The following is a 17,498-nucleotide window of genomic DNA, read 5'->3' as shown; positions in this document are numbered from 1 at the left end:
CTAGCGATTTTCAGTCGTCAGGTGTTACTTTCAAATATCCTTTAAAATCTCGCGTTTCCTTGATTTTTCAAGGCTTTCTAAACTGTCAATTGTTCGTTTATGTTCCGAACTGTGCCTCATTGTTCCCGTTTAGTGGGGGAATAGTGGGGGACACTTCCGGTTCGGTTTGATTGTTTTTAGGAAGCAGCACACCAGCGACTTTGCGGAAGATGTCGTCGGTCTGAAACGCTTTCTGCGCATCCAGGTAGTAGCCCCGCGCACACGCGGAAGTGATCCCAATTGCCTGCGAAGTTTGGTCAATGTTCTGCGTGGCTGCCACAACCAAGGTGATTGCCCGTCTGCGGAGCGCGTGCGTGTTCAGTCGCGGTTGCTCGGGGTGCTCGTTCGAGTACTCTCGGAAGATGTTCGAGATGACTTCGTAGACGGTCTTCTTCGGGGATGCGTAAGCCTTGTGCCGTTTGCTTCGCCGGAAAGTGCCGAGTCCGTCAATGATCCCTTGCCACAAGTAGACCGCGCCGGCAACGCGGGTGAGCGTTTGGGACAGGTCATCCGGGAGCAGAACCGATCGTCCTTCACGCTGCTTGACTTGAGCAGCCGTCCAAACCACCCGACCCGCCTTCACCTGATTCGAGTCCAAAACGCAGATGTCTTTGAGGCGACAGCCGGCGAGTGACTTGAGGTCGAGGAAGGCGTGAAGCGCGTGCCAGTCGGGGTATCGTCCCTTCACCCACGCGAAAAACTGAGTCATGGTGTCTTCGGTCGGAACTGCCTTCCGCACCTTATCAACTTGCGGCTTACGAACCGCCTTCCAGGGGTTCTCTTTGGCGTAACCGAGTTCGATGAACTGATTCCAGACGGCAGAGAGTTGGCGCAGGTAGAAGAGCAAGGTGGTTGGCGAGCGCTTGAATTCTTTAGCGTCACTCGCCTTGCTCCGCTTGTAAGTGCCGGAGAGCCAGAGGCGAGCGAACAGGCTGGCGAGTTCGGGTGTGATTTCGACCGGTGCGGTCGGTTTGATTTTTTCGCCTTCGAGCGTTTCCCGCATGATGCGAACTGCTTTGGTGTACGCGACGAAAGTGTCGTCTCGCAGGTCGGGCGCTGTCTTCTGAAACTTATCCAGTGCTTCGGCGAATGTGACGCGCTTCGGGTCGGGGTAGGACTTCGTAAAGGCGGCAACGATTATCCGCGCGGCTTCCACATGGAAATTGGCGTCGGGCTTTTTGGCTGCAGTGACTTTGCACCGGGTCATTTTCTCCAGTCGATTCCCCTCGGGAGCGACGAACACCACTGCCCAAAAGCCGTTTCGTTTCTTGTTGCCGTACCCAACCGAGATGGCTTTTTCACCGTCACCGACACTTGTGTAATTCTCGAAAGGTTGTGCCATTTGAACTCCTTAAAAAAGTGAAGCGGACCCGTTCTACGGAGCCGCTTTTGATGAACAAGAGATTTCCCCTACTACCGCTTTTTGCGCGGCTTCAGAGATGCAGCGAACTCGTCGAGGTCTTCCACCCGGTAGCGTCCCGTTCCCGGTTGTCGCCTCACCAACTTGGCTTTCTTTCGGAAAGTTGAATACGAGATGCCCAGGTAACCCGCCGATTCCTCTGCAGTCAGGTGTGGACTAGCAATCCCCTTGTCGCGCTCGCCCAGGAGCGTGAGCAATTCCCGCTTTGCGACAACAAGTATCTCGACTGCCCGTTCGTCGCGGTCGCGCTCGTGCGCGGTATGCGTGAGGTTGGCGATGTCCAGGAGCGTTGACCACAACCGCTTTTCGGATTCACCGTCGGGCGGTTGGATCACGAGCGGACGAACTTTGACCTTGAGAGTGCCGGTACGCGCTTCGAGAAACATTATAATTTCCTTGTTTAATTTGTATTCATATTTTACCAAAGAAATGTCGCCAATTGAAGCGAAAGATTTGAATGGCGTTACACTGGCTAGGATTGCAGAAATGAGAGGGCTGCGCAGTACAGGAATGGACTTCACGCATGAAAATAAAATTAGTGCGTGAGGTTAACGCAGGCGCTTGGTAATATCTCGTTTTAACCAAGCCTAGCCTAAACCGACGCTCGCCCATGCCCGCTCGCAAGCCCCCACCGGACTACCTGCGTTTTTACAACACGATCTCGTTGGGAAGCGGCGTCATGCCGTGCCCTTCGTGTGAAGCACCGTCCCGCCTAACACGAGTGCAAAAGCCGCCGCACAAAACTGAGTCTCAGGTGAGCATTTATTTTTGCGCGAAATGCGGGAAATGGCTGCACATTACGCCGGTGGGCGATTTGCAGAATTGAACCCACTGGGCTAAGAAAACTGACTTGCTACCAATCATCTCGAGGTTCTTACGATGAACACGAACGGAGTTGATTCAGGACAAGACGACAATGATGTGAATTGGAATATGCAGCCCCCAAGCGGGGGAACTCGGAATACAGGCAAGTCAAGAAATTTGCCGATTCCGTCTACAGGGCAAGTAAACTATACAAAGCGAGTGATTTGCTACAGTAAGATATTCGGTTCGGGCGACAAGATTGTGGAATTTTGTGAATCAATAAGATACTGTGGCGGAAAGGCATACATTAAGAAAGTCGTTCATGAGGCGGGAAAAGGAAGGAAATCAATAAAAGCAAAAGTGCTGTACGTGGAATGCTGCGCAGACATGGTTGATAGCATTATTGATATAATTGAAAAGCACAGCATTAAGTATTACAATACAATCGACATACCTGTTACCAGTATCGCGCAAGATCAGAAGTAGGGTTCAGTCTCCACCAGTCGCACAATTTTCCTGGAGGTATTAGGGTGAATCTCTCTTCACCAAGACACCCCTTCGCTTTCAATTGCTGCATTGCTCCAGACATTCCGTCTGTGTCCACACCCATGATGGTAGCCAGCCCCTCTAAGTTGTAATTGGGCAACTGCTTCCCCAGCGAAACCATTGTCCAGTAAATGAGGTTTTGGTAGGGAGTGAGGGGGCAAGCACGCGACCGAACACCGATCCAACGATACGCAAGTGGGAAACGATCTTCGGTCTTGTCCCAATATTTGAACCAGCCGTTTTCGGGTTTCGGAAGTTTCGCGCGCAAAGTGTCGGAATCAACCAAATTATACTTTTCTAAAGTCGAGACGAGTGCGGGCAAGTCTCGACTGCGGTGGAATCCAGTAAGTGCAGCAACGGCTGAAATGGTTTTAGGCGAGTGCCAGAGGCAAACCCCGTAGGTCATTACTGCACGCCAATCGAGGGGGCAGGCAGGCTCTACGGAAGGGAATTTGATCCGCAATAAAGTGTCACTTTTCATCGAAAAATTCCTCAAAAAATGATCCAAGAATGATCCAGACTTGGTACATGGTTTGGTACACGAAATGATCCATTTCCTTCAAAAAGTGATCCAAATGCCGGACAAGTATATTAGTTACGCAGTTGTTTAAAGTTATGAGACATGACCCCTGCTGCTTTGAGCAGGGGTCATGAACATAGTGGGGCGTAGCCCCACTATGTTCTCTAGTTAAGACACGCTACAAGCGTTAACTTAAGTTAACTATAGTTACTGTGTTTTTGCGATTGTAACAAATTGGCGGAACTTAACTCTAGACCAATTTGACCAGCGTTGATGATGCCTCACTGCGTTCGGCAAAATCCTCCCCGCCGCAAAGCCGGCGGATCGGATTATTACCAAGTCGCTACGCTCTCTGGTGGAAAACAAAGGCAGAGGGGACGGCACGAACTTTACGAACTGAAGCACGAATTCCGCCAGTTCTTTTCGTGCTTTCGTGGCTAAAGTTCGAGTTGCACCAGTGTAGACTTGCTTGTTACTCAGCCCGTACCGTCTTATCTTTACACAATTAATCGTTACCGGGTTAACCGCAGGCTAAACGGCAGTTTGTACCGCTCCGCCCTGTTCGTGCGTTAAACGCGATCCTGTGCGATTTCCGCTCGTTCGTGCTGGTTGCACGCTCCGTCCAACCAGTAATAGTTTTCAGGCAGTCCAAGTTTCGTTAGTGAAGTTCACGCTTGCTCGCTCGTGTTTGCCCGTGCCACCTGTTCGAGCAGCTTGCGACGGGATAACTCCAGGTCGAGCATCACTTCGCGCAGCGTTTGCCCCCACACCAAGCGGAGCGGGTCGTGAGTGTGGTTGTCGGGTCGATCGTGCTTGATCCACCCACCGTACTTGCTCCTCGTTGGGATTTTTGAAGGAAAGATGCACGCGACGAGCCCGCTCCCCTGCGTCACATATGCCTGCCCGTTCTTGCTCAACCGCCACGAACTTGCGTCCGCGAAGTCTATTTCACCTTGTTCCATTGGGATTCCTTTGGTGCGCGCTCGCGCATCCGGCGCTATATACGCAGCAAAGTCAAAATTAAAACTAGATTTAGCGTTATCGAAAATGGTATATTGCTCAGACAAGTAACAAATTTACCTTTTGGCGGCTCTCTGTGCGATTTTTCGGCACGCTTGACTGGACACTTGGTTTGCGGCGAAGTCCAGGATTTAACGCAGGGGTATGTATTCGATAATGGCGCAATTTACTGTCATTTTGGCGGTTGTGATTATTGCAAAAGTTGAATTTCATGACAAAATGTCACTATTTTCGACTTAATTTACAATAGAATTTGGTGGCGACAAACTATTAGGAATTAAGTCACTTTTTTGGGCAAAACCTCCGTAATTGCCATTCGGGTATGTTCCGCCCCATTGATGAGGGGTACCATTCCCTCGCTGACAAGTTTCCTATCTAATTTCTTGGGGCCTTCTTTATGGACTTTGAAATCAATCGCGGGATTTGCGCCGATCGTGTTGCGAGTGTGGCTTTGGGTAGGTCGCCCGGCTGCTATATCTACGGACGCGCCGGAATCGGAAAGTCGAAATGCGCCAAGGATAAGATGGCTCAACTTGGGGTCGAATACATTGAGCACAAAGGTTCGATGACAGGGCTAGGCTTCTTTGATACCCTCCAAGATCACCCCGATAAGATCCACTTATTCGACGACATGGAAGCGATCTTGTCCGACGCGAAAGGGCAGGTTTTTGTGCGGGCGGCTACAGAATCAACTGATTCTGCCGAACGATTCGCGCCGCGACTGGTCAAGTATAAAACGAAGAAGAGCACAGAGCAGTTCTGTTTCACAGGCGGACTGGTGATGCTCGGAAACATTCCGCCCGGCATGGGGCATGTTGATCGTGCGATTGATTCTCGACTGCAGCCCATCGAGTACGAAATCAGCGACGAGGAAGCCAAAGCGATTATCTGGTCGATGGCTGAGACTTCATTGATTGTAACTTGCCCCGAAGCCCGCAAGGAAGTGGCTGAATTCGTCATCGAGACTTGCGAGAAGTGCGGTGAACGACTAAACCCTAGGCATTTCGAGAAGGCACTGAAGGAGCGTAAGGGGCACGATGAAGGAATTTGCTCTTCCGACTGGCGCGACTTAGTGCGTACCAATATCCGAGGGCGAATTGAACGAGCCAATTACGCCTCAAAAGCGATGACCGACGAAGCCAAGTTGCAACTCATCATCGGGTTGCAGGCGATTCCCAACGACAAGGAACGCATTAAGGTTTGGGTCGAACGAACCAAGCGAGAGGTTGCGACCTACTATCGGTGGCTGAAGAAGGCGCGGGACAAGGGCATGATTCCGCCCCGCGGAAGTCAGGATATCGAACCCGATTTCGGCGCTGACGATGCCGATGCAGCCTAGCAGATTTTCATTTTGATAGTGGCGATAGTGGTTTAACTATCGCTACTATCACTTCGGGATTTTGAATTGCGCAGAATCGAAATGACGGGCTATCAGAACTATCATTCCGCAGCATCGCACAGACACTACTCACGATGAGAACAGAAGTGAAACCGCTACTACGTCCGGCGACCAAAGAAGAGTACGACGAATTGCTGAGGAACTTGACATGGGACACAAAATCCAAGCATTGGCAGCGTCCCTTCGAGTGGCTAATAGACATGTGGACTAAGCTAGAGAACGAGCCAGTTGATACCGAGAGCAGAGAGCAACAGAAGACAATTATGAATATGCTCAATCGTGTAGTTAATCGCGACGAAAACTATTTGAGTAAATTTCGCGAGGAATCGCTTTGGGACGCATACGGCGCTTACATACGAGAGCACGGAATCGACTGGAGTTTTGTTCTGAAAGAAAGATTCCATGACTTCTACTACGAAGTTGTAACATGGTTCGAGATTTTTCCTGACTTAAATACTATTGTTGACTTGCTGAAGAAATGGGCATGGGTCGCCCATCCTGATTTTCGAGTCGGTGACCAGGGCGATTTCGGAATACTCGCTGATTACATCGAAGAGAAGGGAGAGGGGATGTGGGCTGAGAGATTTCGACACTATGCAAATTGGACAAATAATCAGAGTCCCCGGGGATAAATTTTCTCCGGGTTCACTCAGTTAATTTGAGTGAGTTAACTAAGGAGTCGAAGATGGTCAAGGAAGATATCGATTTGCTACTGAATTTGATTAAGAGTTACGAAGATCTGGCGTGCGAGATATACAGTACGGAAGAGGAAGATGCTGATTGCGATTGGCAAGCGGCTGAAAGCGAGATACAAGACGCGAGAGCGATACTGGCGCGGGAACGGAATAAGGAAGAAATCGCCTGTCACTAAGTGAACTGCAGTTACTGCAAAAAACAACCCGGACAACGAGTCCGGGCTGCAAGGATAACTTTGAGAATAGTCGATGGACACTAACCACATCTATCTAGTGTTCTCGCCAATAATTTTTCGCAACCGTTCCGCATCTTTTTCCACTTCTTCCCAAGGGTACTTGCTCAAGCGGCTCATTCGCAGTGAAACACGGTCACGTCCTCGGGTGCGGTTGTGTACACACGAATGGCGAATATCGTAGGGCAACGGCACTTTGCGCCCTAAAGCCGTGAACACTTTATCGAGGTGAATGTCGCTCCCCCAACCACCGAAGCCCGGATTCTGAGCGAAACCGAGTGCGTTTACGGCTTCACGGCTGAGCATCGGGAAGCATGCGTAATCGCACCCAGTGTCATCGTTCGGGCAGCCCATCAAGATTCCGTCCGGGTGCTGCTCTTGAAAACTATTCAGCACTTCCAGCGCTGCGACATCCCACCCCTTCGTAAACAACTGAGCATCGTCATTAAAAATTTGCAAGAATCGCCCTGTGGTGCGGGCTGCCAACGGGTTGTAGCAGTCGCGTGAGAGGTTTTCGGGTCGCGCTCCCTGGAGGAAATCGAGGAACGGGAACTGCTGCCGCAACTTGTGGGTTGCTGCGATCGTCTGCGAATCGCAGTTGTCGATGTAGACCAGCACTTCGACTGATGAAAGGTCTGCGGTGGTGTCCGCGATCGACTGCAGGCACTGAGTCAAGAGGGGGACGCGCTCCCTGCTTGGCATAACGATAGAAAAGTTCAAATTGCCTTCTTCGGCGCGGTCGCTCTGCGGGGCTGCCACCACCGGTCACTAATAGTTTTCATTTGCGTGATGTCCGATTTGCTCGCGCGTTGCCCGCAGAGGAACGAAGGGTAGGGAGCGTAAACCCGGTAGTCCTTCATCGAGTGAGCCCATTCCCAATCGATATGCCCACGCGAACGGGCGAAGATCGAATGCAACTGGTGAATGAACTCGCCCCGCACCATGTAAGCGTGCGTCCGGTGGCAACTCAGGCAGCGCACCACTCCGGGACTGACTTGTTCAGGGGCGGAAGCGTGCTGCCCCCCAATGCAAAGTGCCATCCAGTCACTCGGGACGGCTTCGAGGAACGTGGAAAATCGCCCCTGAAAGTCAGGAATGAAAGTCACATCGTCTTCGAGAACGCAGACTTGCTCGTAGCCCTTCGCAATCGCGTCAGCCAGAACCGACATGTGCGACAGACGGCAGCCGAGAGCACCTGCGTTCTCTTTCCAGCCTTCCGGCATCGGTACGGTAGTGCCGTCGGTGGCTTCCCAAACGACGGGAGTGATTCCGACCCGTCGGCACGCTTCGAGTGATTCCGCCAAACGGTCTGGTCGCTTTCTTAGATTTATCAGATAATGCAAAGTCCCTTCTTTTTTAGGCTAAACCAACGACTAAGCCGCCAACGATGGTCATCGTTTTTGGAACTCCCGAAACGGTGACAGTGCAGGTGGCATCGATCCCGTCGTAAGTGGTCGGGGTGTAACTGGAAATCCGAACGATTGAATACTTTGGCGTTGAACTCCCACTCCCGTTTTGCGGCGCTTTCAGAATGAACCGACCGGCGTAGTAAGTCTGGCAATGCCATTCGCTCTGGTAGTTATTCAAACTGCAAGTGAACCCGCCGACGTGACTCGTCGTCAGCCCCGGACCGCTACCGCCAGTTCCGCCCGCACCGAGTTGCGCCCAATCCGTGAGCAGAGTTCCGGTCAGAACATCGTTTGCGCGGACATACACATACCCCGAACCGGCAGAAAATCCCGGATAGCCGTCCGCTGTATTAAAAGCATAATTTATATTCGATCCGATATTATACGAACAGTTCTTTAACTGCCGTCCGCTCGTCCCGTCCCAAAGGGCAATGGCGGTGTCGGTGGTTGCGGTTGCCGGTCCGTCCACATTCCCACTGACTCGCTTGAAATTTATGCTCGTGCTGCCAACCGTCGGATTGGTGTAATTGGTGCAGAACCAAAGCGTGTTCGTGTTCAATGTGCCCAGGCGAACGGGAACGAGAGCGCCAACGAAATCGGTTGCCGAATCCATGTCGGATCGGCGCGTCAGAACCCAAGGCGTGCTCACGCTGCCCAGGTCGGTGATTTTGTACACGCCGTTCCGCGAAGCGGTCGCTTCGGCAGTTATCAGTATTTCGTCGTTCAAGTTGGTGCTGAAGCCATCGGTGAAGGGAAAAGCCCCGTTGCTCGTGGCGGTCAGAGTAGCACCCACTCCAGAACTTCCATTGCTATAAGAATTCGCGGGAAGGGCTGCCGTAACGACCAGCCGAACCGAGTCCTTCAGGTTGTTCACGGCTGGAGCGCTGCCGCCCGCTTCGCTCTCTTGCACTACGAACACTTGATTCACAACGCTGCCACTACCCGAACCGCTTCCGCTGCCGCCCTCGGACACATCGTTGATACCCACATGCTGCGCGAGGTAACGCTTCCCGTCTTCGAGGGGCAAGTCATTGCAATCGAAGGCGACCGAAGTGCCCGTGAACTCCTCGAAAGTGCCACTAACCGTGTTGAACGCGATCGCTTTGCACGGGTAGAACCCGCTGTGAATCTCGTCGCCGGTCACCTCGATGAAGGTGATGAGGCGCTGAGTGGTGTTCGTGGTCGGTGATGCCAGAAGGGGAGCACCCTTTTGGAGCAGTGCCTTCAGTTTCTGTGCGGTTTTTTTCGATAACTCGTAACCCAAATTCCCTTCTTTGTTTTCAGAAAACTCAACTAAAGATCGTGCTAAAGTCTTGGCTCGGATGGGGATAGAACTCTAACTGGTACGGCGGAAAGCCGTCGGCTAGCGGAAGACCACCGCCGTTAAGGAATTTCACGGTGTCCAATGGAGCACCGGTTGCTTGATCCAAAAATTTCCGGTACACCTGCCGTCCGAGCACATCGAACTCACCTACTGCCTTAAAGGTGTAGCCAACATCGAGAAGTTTCCGCGTCCAGGTCGCTGGGTTGTATTCAAATTCAACCTCGCACGCTGTGAACCACGCCCCTTCTTCGTACTGGATCGTTCCGCTAAAAGCGTTGACTCTGAGGGTGTAAGCGGGGTACGCGCCAAAAAGCGGGGCTAATACGAAGGAGGCATCATTACAAGTTCCCAGGTACATCTGTTGTTTCGCTGAAATGTCTGTCACATTGCGATTAAACGAAATCGTAATTATCGATGTGTACTGCGTGCGAGTCTCGCCCTCGAAAGGTACATGACAACTGTTTGCGACCTTCTTCGCGCCGGACGGATCGTAGTCCAAAACGAAGGGCACTTCCGTCGAGTTGGAACTGAATTTTATTGTCGGTGGGCGTAGTAGGGGGTTCGGCTGAACGCTCGGGTCTGACTGACCCGGTTCAAGTGGACTGCCGCCAGCACCGCCAGTTTCGACATCTGCTGCCGTGCCGGAGTCCCACGGGTGCGAGGTGTAGGAGTAGGTTACATCGAAAATTCCGAGTTCGCTGTTAACCGGTGCGGACGAAACACCCACCGCCAACGCGCCAGAATCCGACGGAAAAGCGGAGAACCGGAGGATCGGTATCGTTGCGATACCAAATTCTGCACGGGAATCGGGCGCGAGTCCGTAAACACGAAAGACACGAGTGTAAAGACGGATGCCGTCGGCTGCGGTCGATGCTGTCCCTTCTGGTAACTCTACATAAGTTGCCACCTTCCCCCTTCTTAGATTTCAGGCGCGGAGCGATCCAACGCCCCTAACCCAATCACGATCTGTTGAAGTTTCTGAACCATTTCTTTGAGCAATTTTTCCTGGTTCATTCCGAACCGCCGATCTTCCTCGAATTTAATCTTGTTCTGCAGTGAAAACGCATCGGCTGAACCCGCCTGAATCGCCTTCAAGGGCTGGTAGGGCGTGTCCAATTCTTTCTTGTACGCAATCAGTTGCTTGATTCGCGCGATATGCTTTTCATCAATGCCTTTCTCTATCAGGTCTTGCAGTTGGATCTCTTCGCTTGATTTCTTGTAGAAACCCTTTATCAGCCCCAAGTCTTCTTCAAGGGAACGGGCGAAGCGCTGGGCTTCACGGTCGTTTTTGGCGAAAATTGCATCCTGCCCTTTCTGAATTTGCTCCGCAGTTAACTTGTGCTGTTCGGCGAGTTCGGTAAGTTTCTGCACGTCTGAATTCACATCCGAAGCGTACTGCGATGTGACGAATTTATCTAGTTCGTCGTTCGCTATCGCCATTTCTTTGTTGATTGCGGCGAGTCGGGCAGCACCGATATCAGCATTTGAAAACCCGAAAGCGTCCTTCAATTTCTCCAACTTCATAATGTCGGAATTCTCGGTCAAGCCTTTAACGGCATCGTCCATTTCGACAATGAATTTGCGGAGCGCGTTCGTGGCTTCGATCGATTGGGTCGGGTCTGCGATCTCTAACAGCCCCTTTCGCAACTCCTGCGCCCGCTCGAATCGCTGCTTGTAAACCGTTTCGATCTCGTCGAGTTTCTTCTGCGCTTTCAGAGCGAAGTCTTCTTTGCTGCCGATGAGAAACGCTTGCATCACGCCAGTGTCTTTTTGCCACACCGATTGCCAGCGCTCCACTTCTTCGCGTGCCTTTTTGAGTTGCGGGGCAGTGCTCGCTAACTGGTCGTCAAGAGTTTTGAGTTGCCGCTTTTGCGCTTCGATGCCTTGAGAAGTCCCAAGGATGTCCGCCATTGCTTCGAGTTCTTTGCGGCTTCGCTCGATGCCCTTGGCTACGACTTCACTCCAAGCAGCAGCGAGTTTTCCGCCCCTTTCGAGTTCGTTGTGAAACATCTGCGAGCGTGTAACCAACCCGCCCATGTTTTTCGCTAACTCGATCCCGCCAGCCACGAGCAGCCCGATAGCACCCGCCTTTCCGCCTAATTCCAAGAAATTCCCCAGGCTGCCGCCCACACTCGCGGTCATTTCCTTGGCTTGCTTCGAGAACTCGCTGAGCTTGGCGTTCGCCTGCTTCAACCCCGTAACGAGTCCGGTGCTGTTGGCGGTAAGAACAAGTGCCCCTTCACCGATCGAACTACCTGCCATCTGCCTTCCTTTGCTGACTCGCCGTTGCCCACGCCTTCAAAGCCGATGCTCCCTCTCGCCCGTTCAAAGTCTTCGCTTCACCGAAGTGCGGAATTAACTGCTTCACACTCACCTTCGCCCCGTGAACCTGACAGTTCGCAGCACCGCTCAGGGCAACGGCTGCTTCGATCCGCGTTTCCGGCAATCCTTCCCGACGCATGTACTCGCCCCAGAGTGGAATCTCGTCGTAAGGGAAGCACTCGCGGAAGTGCTTGAGCGACTGGTAACCCAGAGCCAAACACAACCGCATTTCGAGCATTACCCAGGGTTCTTCTTCGAGGATTTTTTTGCTTCGGAATCCCCCTTCAACCCGGCGAACACGCTGGCGTTGCTGGCGATCCAACTGAGCGTTGCGCCGTTCTTCTCCGCAAGTATCGGGAAGTCGTCGTCACTGAATACCCGTGTGCCGTCCGGCTCGGACAAGCAGTACAGGCAAATCCAGATGTTCGCATCGAGTCCGCGCGACTGCTTTTCGCACTCGACGATTTTGAGAAGGACCGAAGTCCATTCCTTGCCCTTCAGCGAACGTAAGTGCAGTCCCTTTCCCGCTTCTTCCCACTCGGGGACGGGGAAGGGCTTGACTTTGACATCGTTCAGGCTGGCTAGTTTTTGTTTGGTACTCATGCGATGGATACATCTCCGGACGGGGTAATTTCCAGCGAGATCATTACCTCTTCATCTGGCGCAAATGGTGTATCGATTTTTGTGATGAAACCTGAGAAGGTGACTACGGCTGGTTCGTCGGCGGGACATGTGATGCGCCAATCAACCATGTCGCGGAGCATACCGTGAAGTGTGGTGAAAGCGGATTCCGAGAATTCTAGTGACACACTAATTGCAGCGTTCGTTATCATGCCGGGCATCATCGTCTTCTGGTAAGAAGTCAGCCCAAGGTGCGAAGTGTCTATGCTAGTTACAGAAATCGAAGGCAGCGCGAGAGTCTTAACCCCCGCGAGTGCTACATAACTTGACCCGACAGCATATTCGATTTTGCTTGTTACTCCGAGTACTGGCAATGATCCCCCTAGTTTCGATTCTTGAAACTATATATGGGGGCTGTCTCTCACTTTCGTTTCGGGAGCAACAATTCGACTTGTCGCCTAAGTTCCAGAATCATGTCACGGCGGAAGAGTCGGCTGTAACTTTTGCGTATGAAGTGCCTGCCTCGGATGTGCCTTGTGCCCTGGTCAACCAAGTGCGAGTAGTTCGCGGGGCGGTGGTTCTTCGGCTGTCCCTTCTTCTTTCCGCGTTTGAACTTCCCTTTCTTCCTCACGAAACTCCGTGACGGACCAATGACCGAAACCCACACGCTTTTATTTTGATAGTTGGCTAAACGAATTTTCATCGATTTGCGAAGAAAACCGAAACGGTTCGGGGCTGCTGCTACGATCTTCGCTTTGACGGGTGAACTCGCCTTGTTGAGCGCAATGCGCATTGCCTTGTTTCGCAAGCCCTTGCTGAGTTTCTCCAGCACGGTCTTCGGGTCAGTTATCCACGTAAATGAAATCCCAATCGTTCCCCCTCTTGCTTCACAAAACTAGTAAGAGTGTTGCGGAATAATCGTCCGAAGAACCAAGAGGCGCACCGATGGTGAGATGTTGCCGCATCCGTGAAATCCCTACGATATGCGCAGCAATGCTAACATCCGTAGTGAGTTTGTCGTTACGGTACGCCTGCAGCGACAACTCGTTGTTTGCGCCGTAAATAGATTCGATGCGGTAGACCGTCCCCGATTCGTCTCGCAACAAATCGTCCGTGCTGACTGGCGGTGCATCCTTGACCAGTATTGTCACATCCGCACCGGGCTGCTTCGCCCCGTAGTCTGCAGTATTTCGACCGTTCGTTTCTTCCACCGACGCCCAAAGGTAGCCGTTCTCTTGAGCAGTGAGAACCTGTTGTCCCTGTTCGTCAACGGTTCGGTAGCCTTTTAGCCACTGGAGACGGCAATTATAAATTCCAGATTTCTGCATTAGACACCACCCAATCCTGTGAGATATTTGTTGCAAATGCGGGTGAACCCCATCGGCAGTTCCTTCAGCGTGTCGGTGGTGTGGCTTTCGCGGTTTGCGTAGTAATGTGCTGCAAGTTGGAGCACAGCGACACGCACCTCTGCCGGCAAGTAATCCACTCCGACCCAGCCCGCAGTGAACTCCACGCAAACCGGTCGCGGTCGTGTGAGGGACAGCGCGGGGAAAACTCCATCCGGGAAATAGGCGAGATCGGGGAAATTGACCAGTGCCGGTATACTCGTGAAGTCGGCATACCAGCCGTCTATTTCAAACTCGTCTTCGTTCTCGTCGAAGTAACTCACGGCTGCGACATTCGTAACCTTCCCGCGTGCGAGTTCCAGGCACTTTGCCCAACACGGGAAGTACTGTTTGAAAGTTGTCGAGAGTACAATGCGTCCGTCGGTTTCGTGCTCGAATGCGGACATGGCTGCATCAAGGAATACTTGGAGTTCACTGTCTTCGGAAGTGCCGTTATTGCTTTTGATGTGGGCTTTTAAGGCTTCCACGAGCGAGATCGATTCGCCCGGTTCAATAATTTCAAGTGAGTAATGGTGCATACCGTATTTAGGGTTCTTCTCTGCAAACTATGAAAACACGCAACCGGGGAAACCAAACCCGGTTGCGTGTAACCACTCCTGAGCACTGAATTCAGGAAGTGGTATTTCAGAAAGCTATTAGGATGTGAGCGCAATTGACTTGCATGCCCCGGTCGGGAAGTTCCCCATGCAGCCGAAATCCATCAAGCCGCAGTAGCCGAGCAACGGGTAAAATTTCTCTTTCAATACATCGAAGGATTGGGTGTCCTTGGTGCGAACAACGAAATAGTTCGGGTCGAAGCCCAGCACCATTCCGTCACTCATGTACTTCGACACGAAGATTTTCTTGCCGAAGAAGGTCGTGTACTCCTGATCGTTTTGAATGTTAATGTCGAAATATGAACGTTCATTTTCATCGACCAAGTCGGCTGCCATTTCTGCGTAAGTGGCTTCACTGACCAGAAGCACAATGTCGGCGCGGTAGCGGGTATCGAAACCAACAATGAAGTTCTTTAAGCCCGCGTAAGTCCATGCCCCGCCGCTGATCGGCGTTACGGTCGTATCGCAGGATAGTAACCCTTCCCGACCCGTCTCCCCGTTGCCATTTCCGAGAACGATATCCCGTTCGAGTTTGAGCGCGTGACGGGTTGCGCTCCATCGCTGGAAGTCACCTTCCAGCTTGACATAAGAATCGGAAAGTTCTTGTCGGGTCACCTTTTGGTAACCGCTGGTTATGGTAAAAATTCCACATTTCTTTTTGCCATCAGAGACATCCTTATCGGGGATCGTGGGCGAAAGTTCGCTACCACCCGAAGCGGTGATGTCCGTACTCTCATTTGCGGAGTCGTCGAGGGTGAAGTACGTGGTCGGGTTACCGTTGTCGGTCGATTCGATGTTGAGCACGGACAACAACGGCGACTGGAGCGCCATGATTTCCACGACATTGTTGCTGTAGTTCTCGAAAACCAAGTCGTTGCCGGGGTTTGCGCCCTTCGACAGTGTGCGGTACTGTTTGCGTTTCTTGGAATTAATCAGGCTGAAGTCAGTCTTAAATGTCACATTTGAGCCGATGTCGTAACCGGCGCGCTTCATTCGGTACTGGGTTTCGTTGTCGATGGGATCTCGGAAGCCGTGCCGTAGGGCACTGTGAAACAGTTCGCCCGGTGTCAGCACCTTTTTGGCTTGTGCGGGAACGGTGAACTTCGGAGCGGGGCGGCTCGGTTCTTCTTGACTCGCCCGAAACTTCTGAAGGCGCTCTTCGGCGGTCGCCAACTGCTGCTCCTGTGCCAGTGTTTCCAACTGGCTCACCAGTTCGTTCATCTTGCTGACATCTTCGGGAGTCGGCTCAGCGGAATCCCACTTGGATTTGATTGCGTCTACTTGTCCCTGGACTTGTGCGATTAGTGCGGAAACCTCTTCGCTCGCCCGAAATTGTTTTGCCATTTGTCTCCTGACTGTTAACGGTTAAATGTATGTAGCCGACTGATATTAAATTTCACAAGCCTCAATCTCGCGAGCAACGCATCGACCCGCGTGTGGGTTCGGAGATTCACTTCTGTGCCCGCGTAAGCCGGCTGCCCCGTCATCACGACGCAAACATCGAACAGCCGACCACTGCGCCACTGAACAACACCCGAATCGGTCGTGCTGTTCTCCCCACCTTCCCAACCGCACGAACAGCCCCAAATCGTTCCCTCTTTTACCCCGCTCAGCACCGCATCGCCCAACGGCGTTTCTGGCAACCAAAGGGATGCGAACACCCCGTGCGGGTCATTGGTTAGGAGCAGTTCCCCGCTGGTTCTTTTGGCGAGCACTTTTTCCGGGTCGTGATCTACCGTTGCAACGACTTCGTTCCTCGGATCGGCGAGCGATGCGGCGAACATTCCGGGCAGCAGCATTTCGCGGTAACTGCCGTTGCGCTGAAAAATCGTCGTCTCCTGATTCCAAACCACCGGATAGAAGGTAATCCGCCGGTTGTCGCTCAGTTCAAATTCCGTCCGCCGCTGGTGCTGGTTCATGGCTGGATTCCTCCGGGTGGTGTTTGTTCCAGTGGCATGGCATCCGCCGCACCCGTGACTACGGCTTGGTTCACTGGTCGGAGCGGTACGTCCGTACCTTCGACGAACGGTAAGTCGAGTTGTTCGCGAACCTCGGAGATGAGCATTACCCCGGACTGCACGTACCCGTTGAAAATGGCTTGCTGCTGGTCGGGCGAACCTCGGAGAATCGCCGAAGCCAAGAATTCGCAGTAGACATCCGGTTCGGAAGGGAACAATTTGGAACGCAGTTCGCTCTCTACTTTCACCAGGAGCGGGCGCAATGAGCGTTGGTAAAAGGCTTCGTTGTCCGCCGCGAGGTTTGAGTACGTGCCCCTCGTGAGGTCGGAGAGGAGCAGGGGCGAGACGCCGAACCAGCGCGAGCAATCGGCGACACTGCTCGAAAGCATCTCGATGACGCGGCTTTCTTCGGCGGTCGTGTTCGGGAACGCAACGATATCGGTGTTGAGCGATACGAATGGGGCTTTACCGCTGTTGCCCACTCCCGCGTACTTCTCGTTAAATTTCCGTTCAAATTCGGCGCGGGCTTCCGCAGTCCCCCATTCGCCTTTCACATACACGCTCGGCTTCGTAGCGTGTTTGTAAAACGCATTTGCCGATTGTTGAACTTGCCGGTGAAGTGACAGGTTGGACGCGGCAAAATCGATGATCGATCGCCCCCGCAGCCCGTCTTCCGTGTCTTTGATGATGTGAACAATTTCGCCGTCCGCGAACTCTTTCGTTCCGTCCGCCATTCGGATTTCGTAAACCTTCCGCCAGTTCTCGTCCCGTGTCACCTTCAACACGGTGTCGTTCGGTATCGGGTAGATCGCGAGCAATTCGCCGCTGTTCCTCGTTTGGACGAGCCCGAAGAACTCGCCGTAAAGGAAGTAGGCGTCAATCAGAATTTCAAAGAAGGTGATCGGCGACATCCCCGCGTTAATGCGGTCGTGGAGTACCGGGTAGGCAGGATGATTCCTTGCCCGCTCGCGCCCTTTTTCGCTTCGCCGGTAGGTCACCAGCGGGAGCGTGGACATGCTCCGCTTGTAGAGGTCGAGTGCCGCGTAAACGGGCGAAAGGGTGCGTGCGGTGTCGGGGCAAGTCACCCCGTATTGGTTCGGCTCTTCCCAGGACGAACCGGGCGGGCGCTCAACCGTCTTCCACCAGAGCCACTTCGCCAGCGTATTTCGGAACTGCTTTAACATCA

Annotated in this window: 20 protein-coding genes; 3 read left to right on the top strand and 17 right to left on the bottom strand. The window is 52.7% G+C overall.

Features of this window, described 5'->3' with window-relative positions; genetic code table 11:
• Nucleotides 1–97: 97 nt before the first annotated feature.
• The 4 genes from J8F10_RS06515 to J8F10_RS06500 all read right to left on the bottom strand — a co-directional run bounded on the left by J8F10_RS06515 (nucleotide 98) and on the right by J8F10_RS06500 (nucleotide 4,291).
• Complete coding sequence (locus J8F10_RS06515; RefSeq protein WP_210653041.1) at nucleotides 98–1,381, bottom strand: hypothetical protein; 1,284 nt, start codon at nucleotides 1,379–1,381, stop codon at nucleotides 98–100.
• Nucleotides 1,382–1,452: 71 nt separating this feature from the next.
• Entirely contained in the window at nucleotides 1,453–1,845 is a 393-nt protein-coding gene (locus J8F10_RS06510) for a hypothetical protein (protein ID WP_210653040.1), read from the bottom strand.
• Nucleotides 1,846–2,720: 875 nt separating this feature from the next.
• On the bottom strand, nucleotides 2,721–3,290 hold the full coding sequence (locus J8F10_RS06505; RefSeq protein WP_210653039.1) for a hypothetical protein: 570 nt from the start codon (nucleotides 3,288–3,290) through the stop codon (nucleotides 2,721–2,723).
• Between the two features lie 707 nt (nucleotides 3,291–3,997).
• Nucleotides 3,998–4,291, bottom strand: coding sequence for a hypothetical protein (locus J8F10_RS06500; protein ID WP_210653038.1), 294 nt, complete (start codon nucleotides 4,289–4,291; stop codon nucleotides 3,998–4,000).
• A 455-nt stretch (nucleotides 4,292–4,746) separates the two neighbouring features.
• Between J8F10_RS06500 and J8F10_RS06495 the strand changes: the two genes are divergently transcribed.
• The 3 genes from J8F10_RS06495 (at nucleotide 4,747) to J8F10_RS06485 (ending at nucleotide 6,619) form a co-directional block, all read left to right on the top strand.
• A complete protein-coding gene (locus J8F10_RS06495) occupies nucleotides 4,747–5,688 on the top strand; it encodes a hypothetical protein (protein WP_210653037.1) in 942 nt (313 codons plus the stop codon).
• Between the two features lie 146 nt (nucleotides 5,689–5,834).
• On the top strand, nucleotides 5,835–6,380 hold the full coding sequence (locus tag J8F10_RS06490) for a hypothetical protein (protein ID WP_210653036.1): 546 nt from the start codon (nucleotides 5,835–5,837) through the stop codon (nucleotides 6,378–6,380).
• Nucleotides 6,381–6,433: 53 nt separating this feature from the next.
• On the top strand, nucleotides 6,434–6,619 hold the full coding sequence (locus tag J8F10_RS06485) for a hypothetical protein (RefSeq protein WP_210653035.1): 186 nt from the start codon (nucleotides 6,434–6,436) through the stop codon (nucleotides 6,617–6,619).
• A 90-nt stretch (nucleotides 6,620–6,709) separates the two neighbouring features.
• Here J8F10_RS06485 and J8F10_RS06480 read toward each other — a convergent pair whose 3' ends face one another.
• The 13 genes from J8F10_RS06480 to J8F10_RS06420 form a co-directional block, all read right to left on the bottom strand.
• Entirely contained in the window at nucleotides 6,710–7,435 is a 726-nt protein-coding gene (locus tag J8F10_RS06480; RefSeq protein ID WP_210653034.1) for a glycosyltransferase family 2 protein, read from the bottom strand.
• Complete coding sequence (locus J8F10_RS06475; protein WP_261363048.1) at nucleotides 7,393–8,019, bottom strand: glycosyltransferase family 25 protein; 627 nt, start codon at nucleotides 8,017–8,019, stop codon at nucleotides 7,393–7,395. Before J8F10_RS06475 ends, J8F10_RS06480 begins: the two co-directional genes overlap by 43 nt.
• 13 nt (nucleotides 8,020–8,032) lie before the next feature.
• On the bottom strand, nucleotides 8,033–9,349 hold the full coding sequence (locus J8F10_RS06470; RefSeq protein WP_210653032.1) for a hypothetical protein: 1,317 nt from the start codon (nucleotides 9,347–9,349) through the stop codon (nucleotides 8,033–8,035).
• Nucleotides 9,350–9,374: 25 nt separating this feature from the next.
• Nucleotides 9,375–10,316 (bottom strand): hypothetical protein, encoded by a 942-nt coding sequence (locus J8F10_RS06465; protein ID WP_210653031.1) that lies wholly within the window; start codon nucleotides 10,314–10,316, stop codon nucleotides 9,375–9,377.
• An 11-nt stretch (nucleotides 10,317–10,327) separates the two neighbouring features.
• Nucleotides 10,328–11,671 carry a hypothetical protein gene (locus tag J8F10_RS06460; RefSeq protein WP_210653030.1) on the bottom strand — a complete coding sequence of 448 codons (1,344 nt, stop codon included), beginning with the start codon at nucleotides 11,669–11,671 and terminating at the stop codon, nucleotides 10,328–10,330.
• Nucleotides 11,672–11,968: 297 nt separating this feature from the next.
• Nucleotides 11,969–12,334 carry a hypothetical protein gene (locus J8F10_RS06455; RefSeq protein ID WP_210653029.1) on the bottom strand — a complete coding sequence of 122 codons (366 nt, stop codon included), beginning with the start codon at nucleotides 12,332–12,334 and terminating at the stop codon, nucleotides 11,969–11,971.
• Nucleotides 12,331–12,576: a hypothetical protein gene (locus tag J8F10_RS40665; protein ID WP_390891098.1), complete on the bottom strand. Its 246-nt coding sequence runs from the start codon at nucleotides 12,574–12,576 to the stop codon at nucleotides 12,331–12,333. Before J8F10_RS40665 ends, J8F10_RS06455 begins: the two co-directional genes overlap by 4 nt.
• 197 nt (nucleotides 12,577–12,773) lie before the next feature.
• The gene (locus J8F10_RS06445) at nucleotides 12,774–13,184 is read right to left on the bottom strand and encodes an HK97-gp10 family putative phage morphogenesis protein (protein ID WP_210653027.1); all 411 of its coding nucleotides are present in this window, start codon (nucleotides 13,182–13,184) and stop codon (nucleotides 12,774–12,776) included.
• Between the two features lie 55 nt (nucleotides 13,185–13,239).
• Complete coding sequence (locus J8F10_RS06440; protein WP_210653026.1) at nucleotides 13,240–13,680, bottom strand: head-tail adaptor protein; 441 nt, start codon at nucleotides 13,678–13,680, stop codon at nucleotides 13,240–13,242.
• Nucleotides 13,680–14,276 carry a head-tail connector protein gene (locus tag J8F10_RS06435; protein WP_210653025.1) on the bottom strand — a complete coding sequence of 199 codons (597 nt, stop codon included), beginning with the start codon at nucleotides 14,274–14,276 and terminating at the stop codon, nucleotides 13,680–13,682. Before J8F10_RS06435 ends, J8F10_RS06440 begins: the two co-directional genes overlap by 1 nt.
• A gap of 117 nt (nucleotides 14,277–14,393) precedes the next feature.
• Nucleotides 14,394–15,698: a phage major capsid protein gene (locus J8F10_RS06430; RefSeq protein ID WP_210653024.1), complete on the bottom strand. Its 1,305-nt coding sequence runs from the start codon at nucleotides 15,696–15,698 to the stop codon at nucleotides 14,394–14,396.
• A 14-nt stretch (nucleotides 15,699–15,712) separates the two neighbouring features.
• Nucleotides 15,713–16,273 (bottom strand): HK97 family phage prohead protease, encoded by a 561-nt coding sequence (locus tag J8F10_RS06425; protein ID WP_210653023.1) that lies wholly within the window; start codon nucleotides 16,271–16,273, stop codon nucleotides 15,713–15,715.
• The gene (locus J8F10_RS06420; RefSeq protein ID WP_210653022.1) at nucleotides 16,270–17,496 is read right to left on the bottom strand and encodes a phage portal protein; all 1,227 of its coding nucleotides are present in this window, start codon (nucleotides 17,494–17,496) and stop codon (nucleotides 16,270–16,272) included. The genes J8F10_RS06425 and J8F10_RS06420 overlap by 4 nt, the downstream gene beginning before the upstream one ends.
• Nucleotides 17,497–17,498: the final 2 nt, after the last annotated feature.

The sequence above is a fragment of the Gemmata palustris genome (assembly GCF_017939745.1).
In the GTDB taxonomy this organism is placed as follows: domain Bacteria; phylum Planctomycetota; class Planctomycetia; order Gemmatales; family Gemmataceae; genus Gemmata; species Gemmata palustris.
Note: the sequence above shows the minus strand (reverse complement) of the source record. Positions and strands in the feature narration are given on the sequence as shown.

Coding starts and splice junctions, on each gene's coding strand:
- J8F10_RS06515 (WP_210653041.1), bottom strand. CDS start 1,381: ATGGCACAACCTTTCGAGAATTACACAAGTGTCGGTGACGGTGAAAAA.
- J8F10_RS06510 (WP_210653040.1), bottom strand. CDS start 1,845: ATGTTTCTCGAAGCGCGTACCGGCACTCTCAAGGTCAAAGTTCGTCCG.
- J8F10_RS06505 (WP_210653039.1), bottom strand. CDS start 3,290: ATGAAAAGTGACACTTTATTGCGGATCAAATTCCCTTCCGTAGAGCCT.
- J8F10_RS06500 (WP_210653038.1), bottom strand. CDS start 4,291: ATGGAACAAGGTGAAATAGACTTCGCGGACGCAAGTTCGTGGCGGTTG.
- J8F10_RS06495 (WP_210653037.1), top strand. CDS start 4,747: ATGGACTTTGAAATCAATCGCGGGATTTGCGCCGATCGTGTTGCGAGT.
- J8F10_RS06485 (WP_210653035.1), top strand. CDS start 6,434: ATGGTCAAGGAAGATATCGATTTGCTACTGAATTTGATTAAGAGTTAC.
- J8F10_RS06460 (WP_210653030.1), bottom strand. CDS start 11,671: ATGGCAGGTAGTTCGATCGGTGAAGGGGCACTTGTTCTTACCGCCAAC.
- J8F10_RS06455 (WP_210653029.1), bottom strand. CDS start 12,334: ATGAGTACCAAACAAAAACTAGCCAGCCTGAACGATGTCAAAGTCAAG.
- J8F10_RS40665 (WP_390891098.1), bottom strand. CDS start 12,576: ATGATGCCCGGCATGATAACGAACGCTGCAATTAGTGTGTCACTAGAA.
- J8F10_RS06440 (WP_210653026.1), bottom strand. CDS start 13,680: ATGCAGAAATCTGGAATTTATAATTGCCGTCTCCAGTGGCTAAAAGGC.
- J8F10_RS06435 (WP_210653025.1), bottom strand. CDS start 14,276: ATGCACCATTACTCACTTGAAATTATTGAACCGGGCGAATCGATCTCG.
- J8F10_RS06430 (WP_210653024.1), bottom strand. CDS start 15,698: ATGGCAAAACAATTTCGGGCGAGCGAAGAGGTTTCCGCACTAATCGCA.
- J8F10_RS06425 (WP_210653023.1), bottom strand. CDS start 16,273: ATGAACCAGCACCAGCGGCGGACGGAATTTGAACTGAGCGACAACCGG.
- J8F10_RS06420 (WP_210653022.1), bottom strand. CDS start 17,496: ATGTTAAAGCAGTTCCGAAATACGCTGGCGAAGTGGCTCTGGTGGAAG.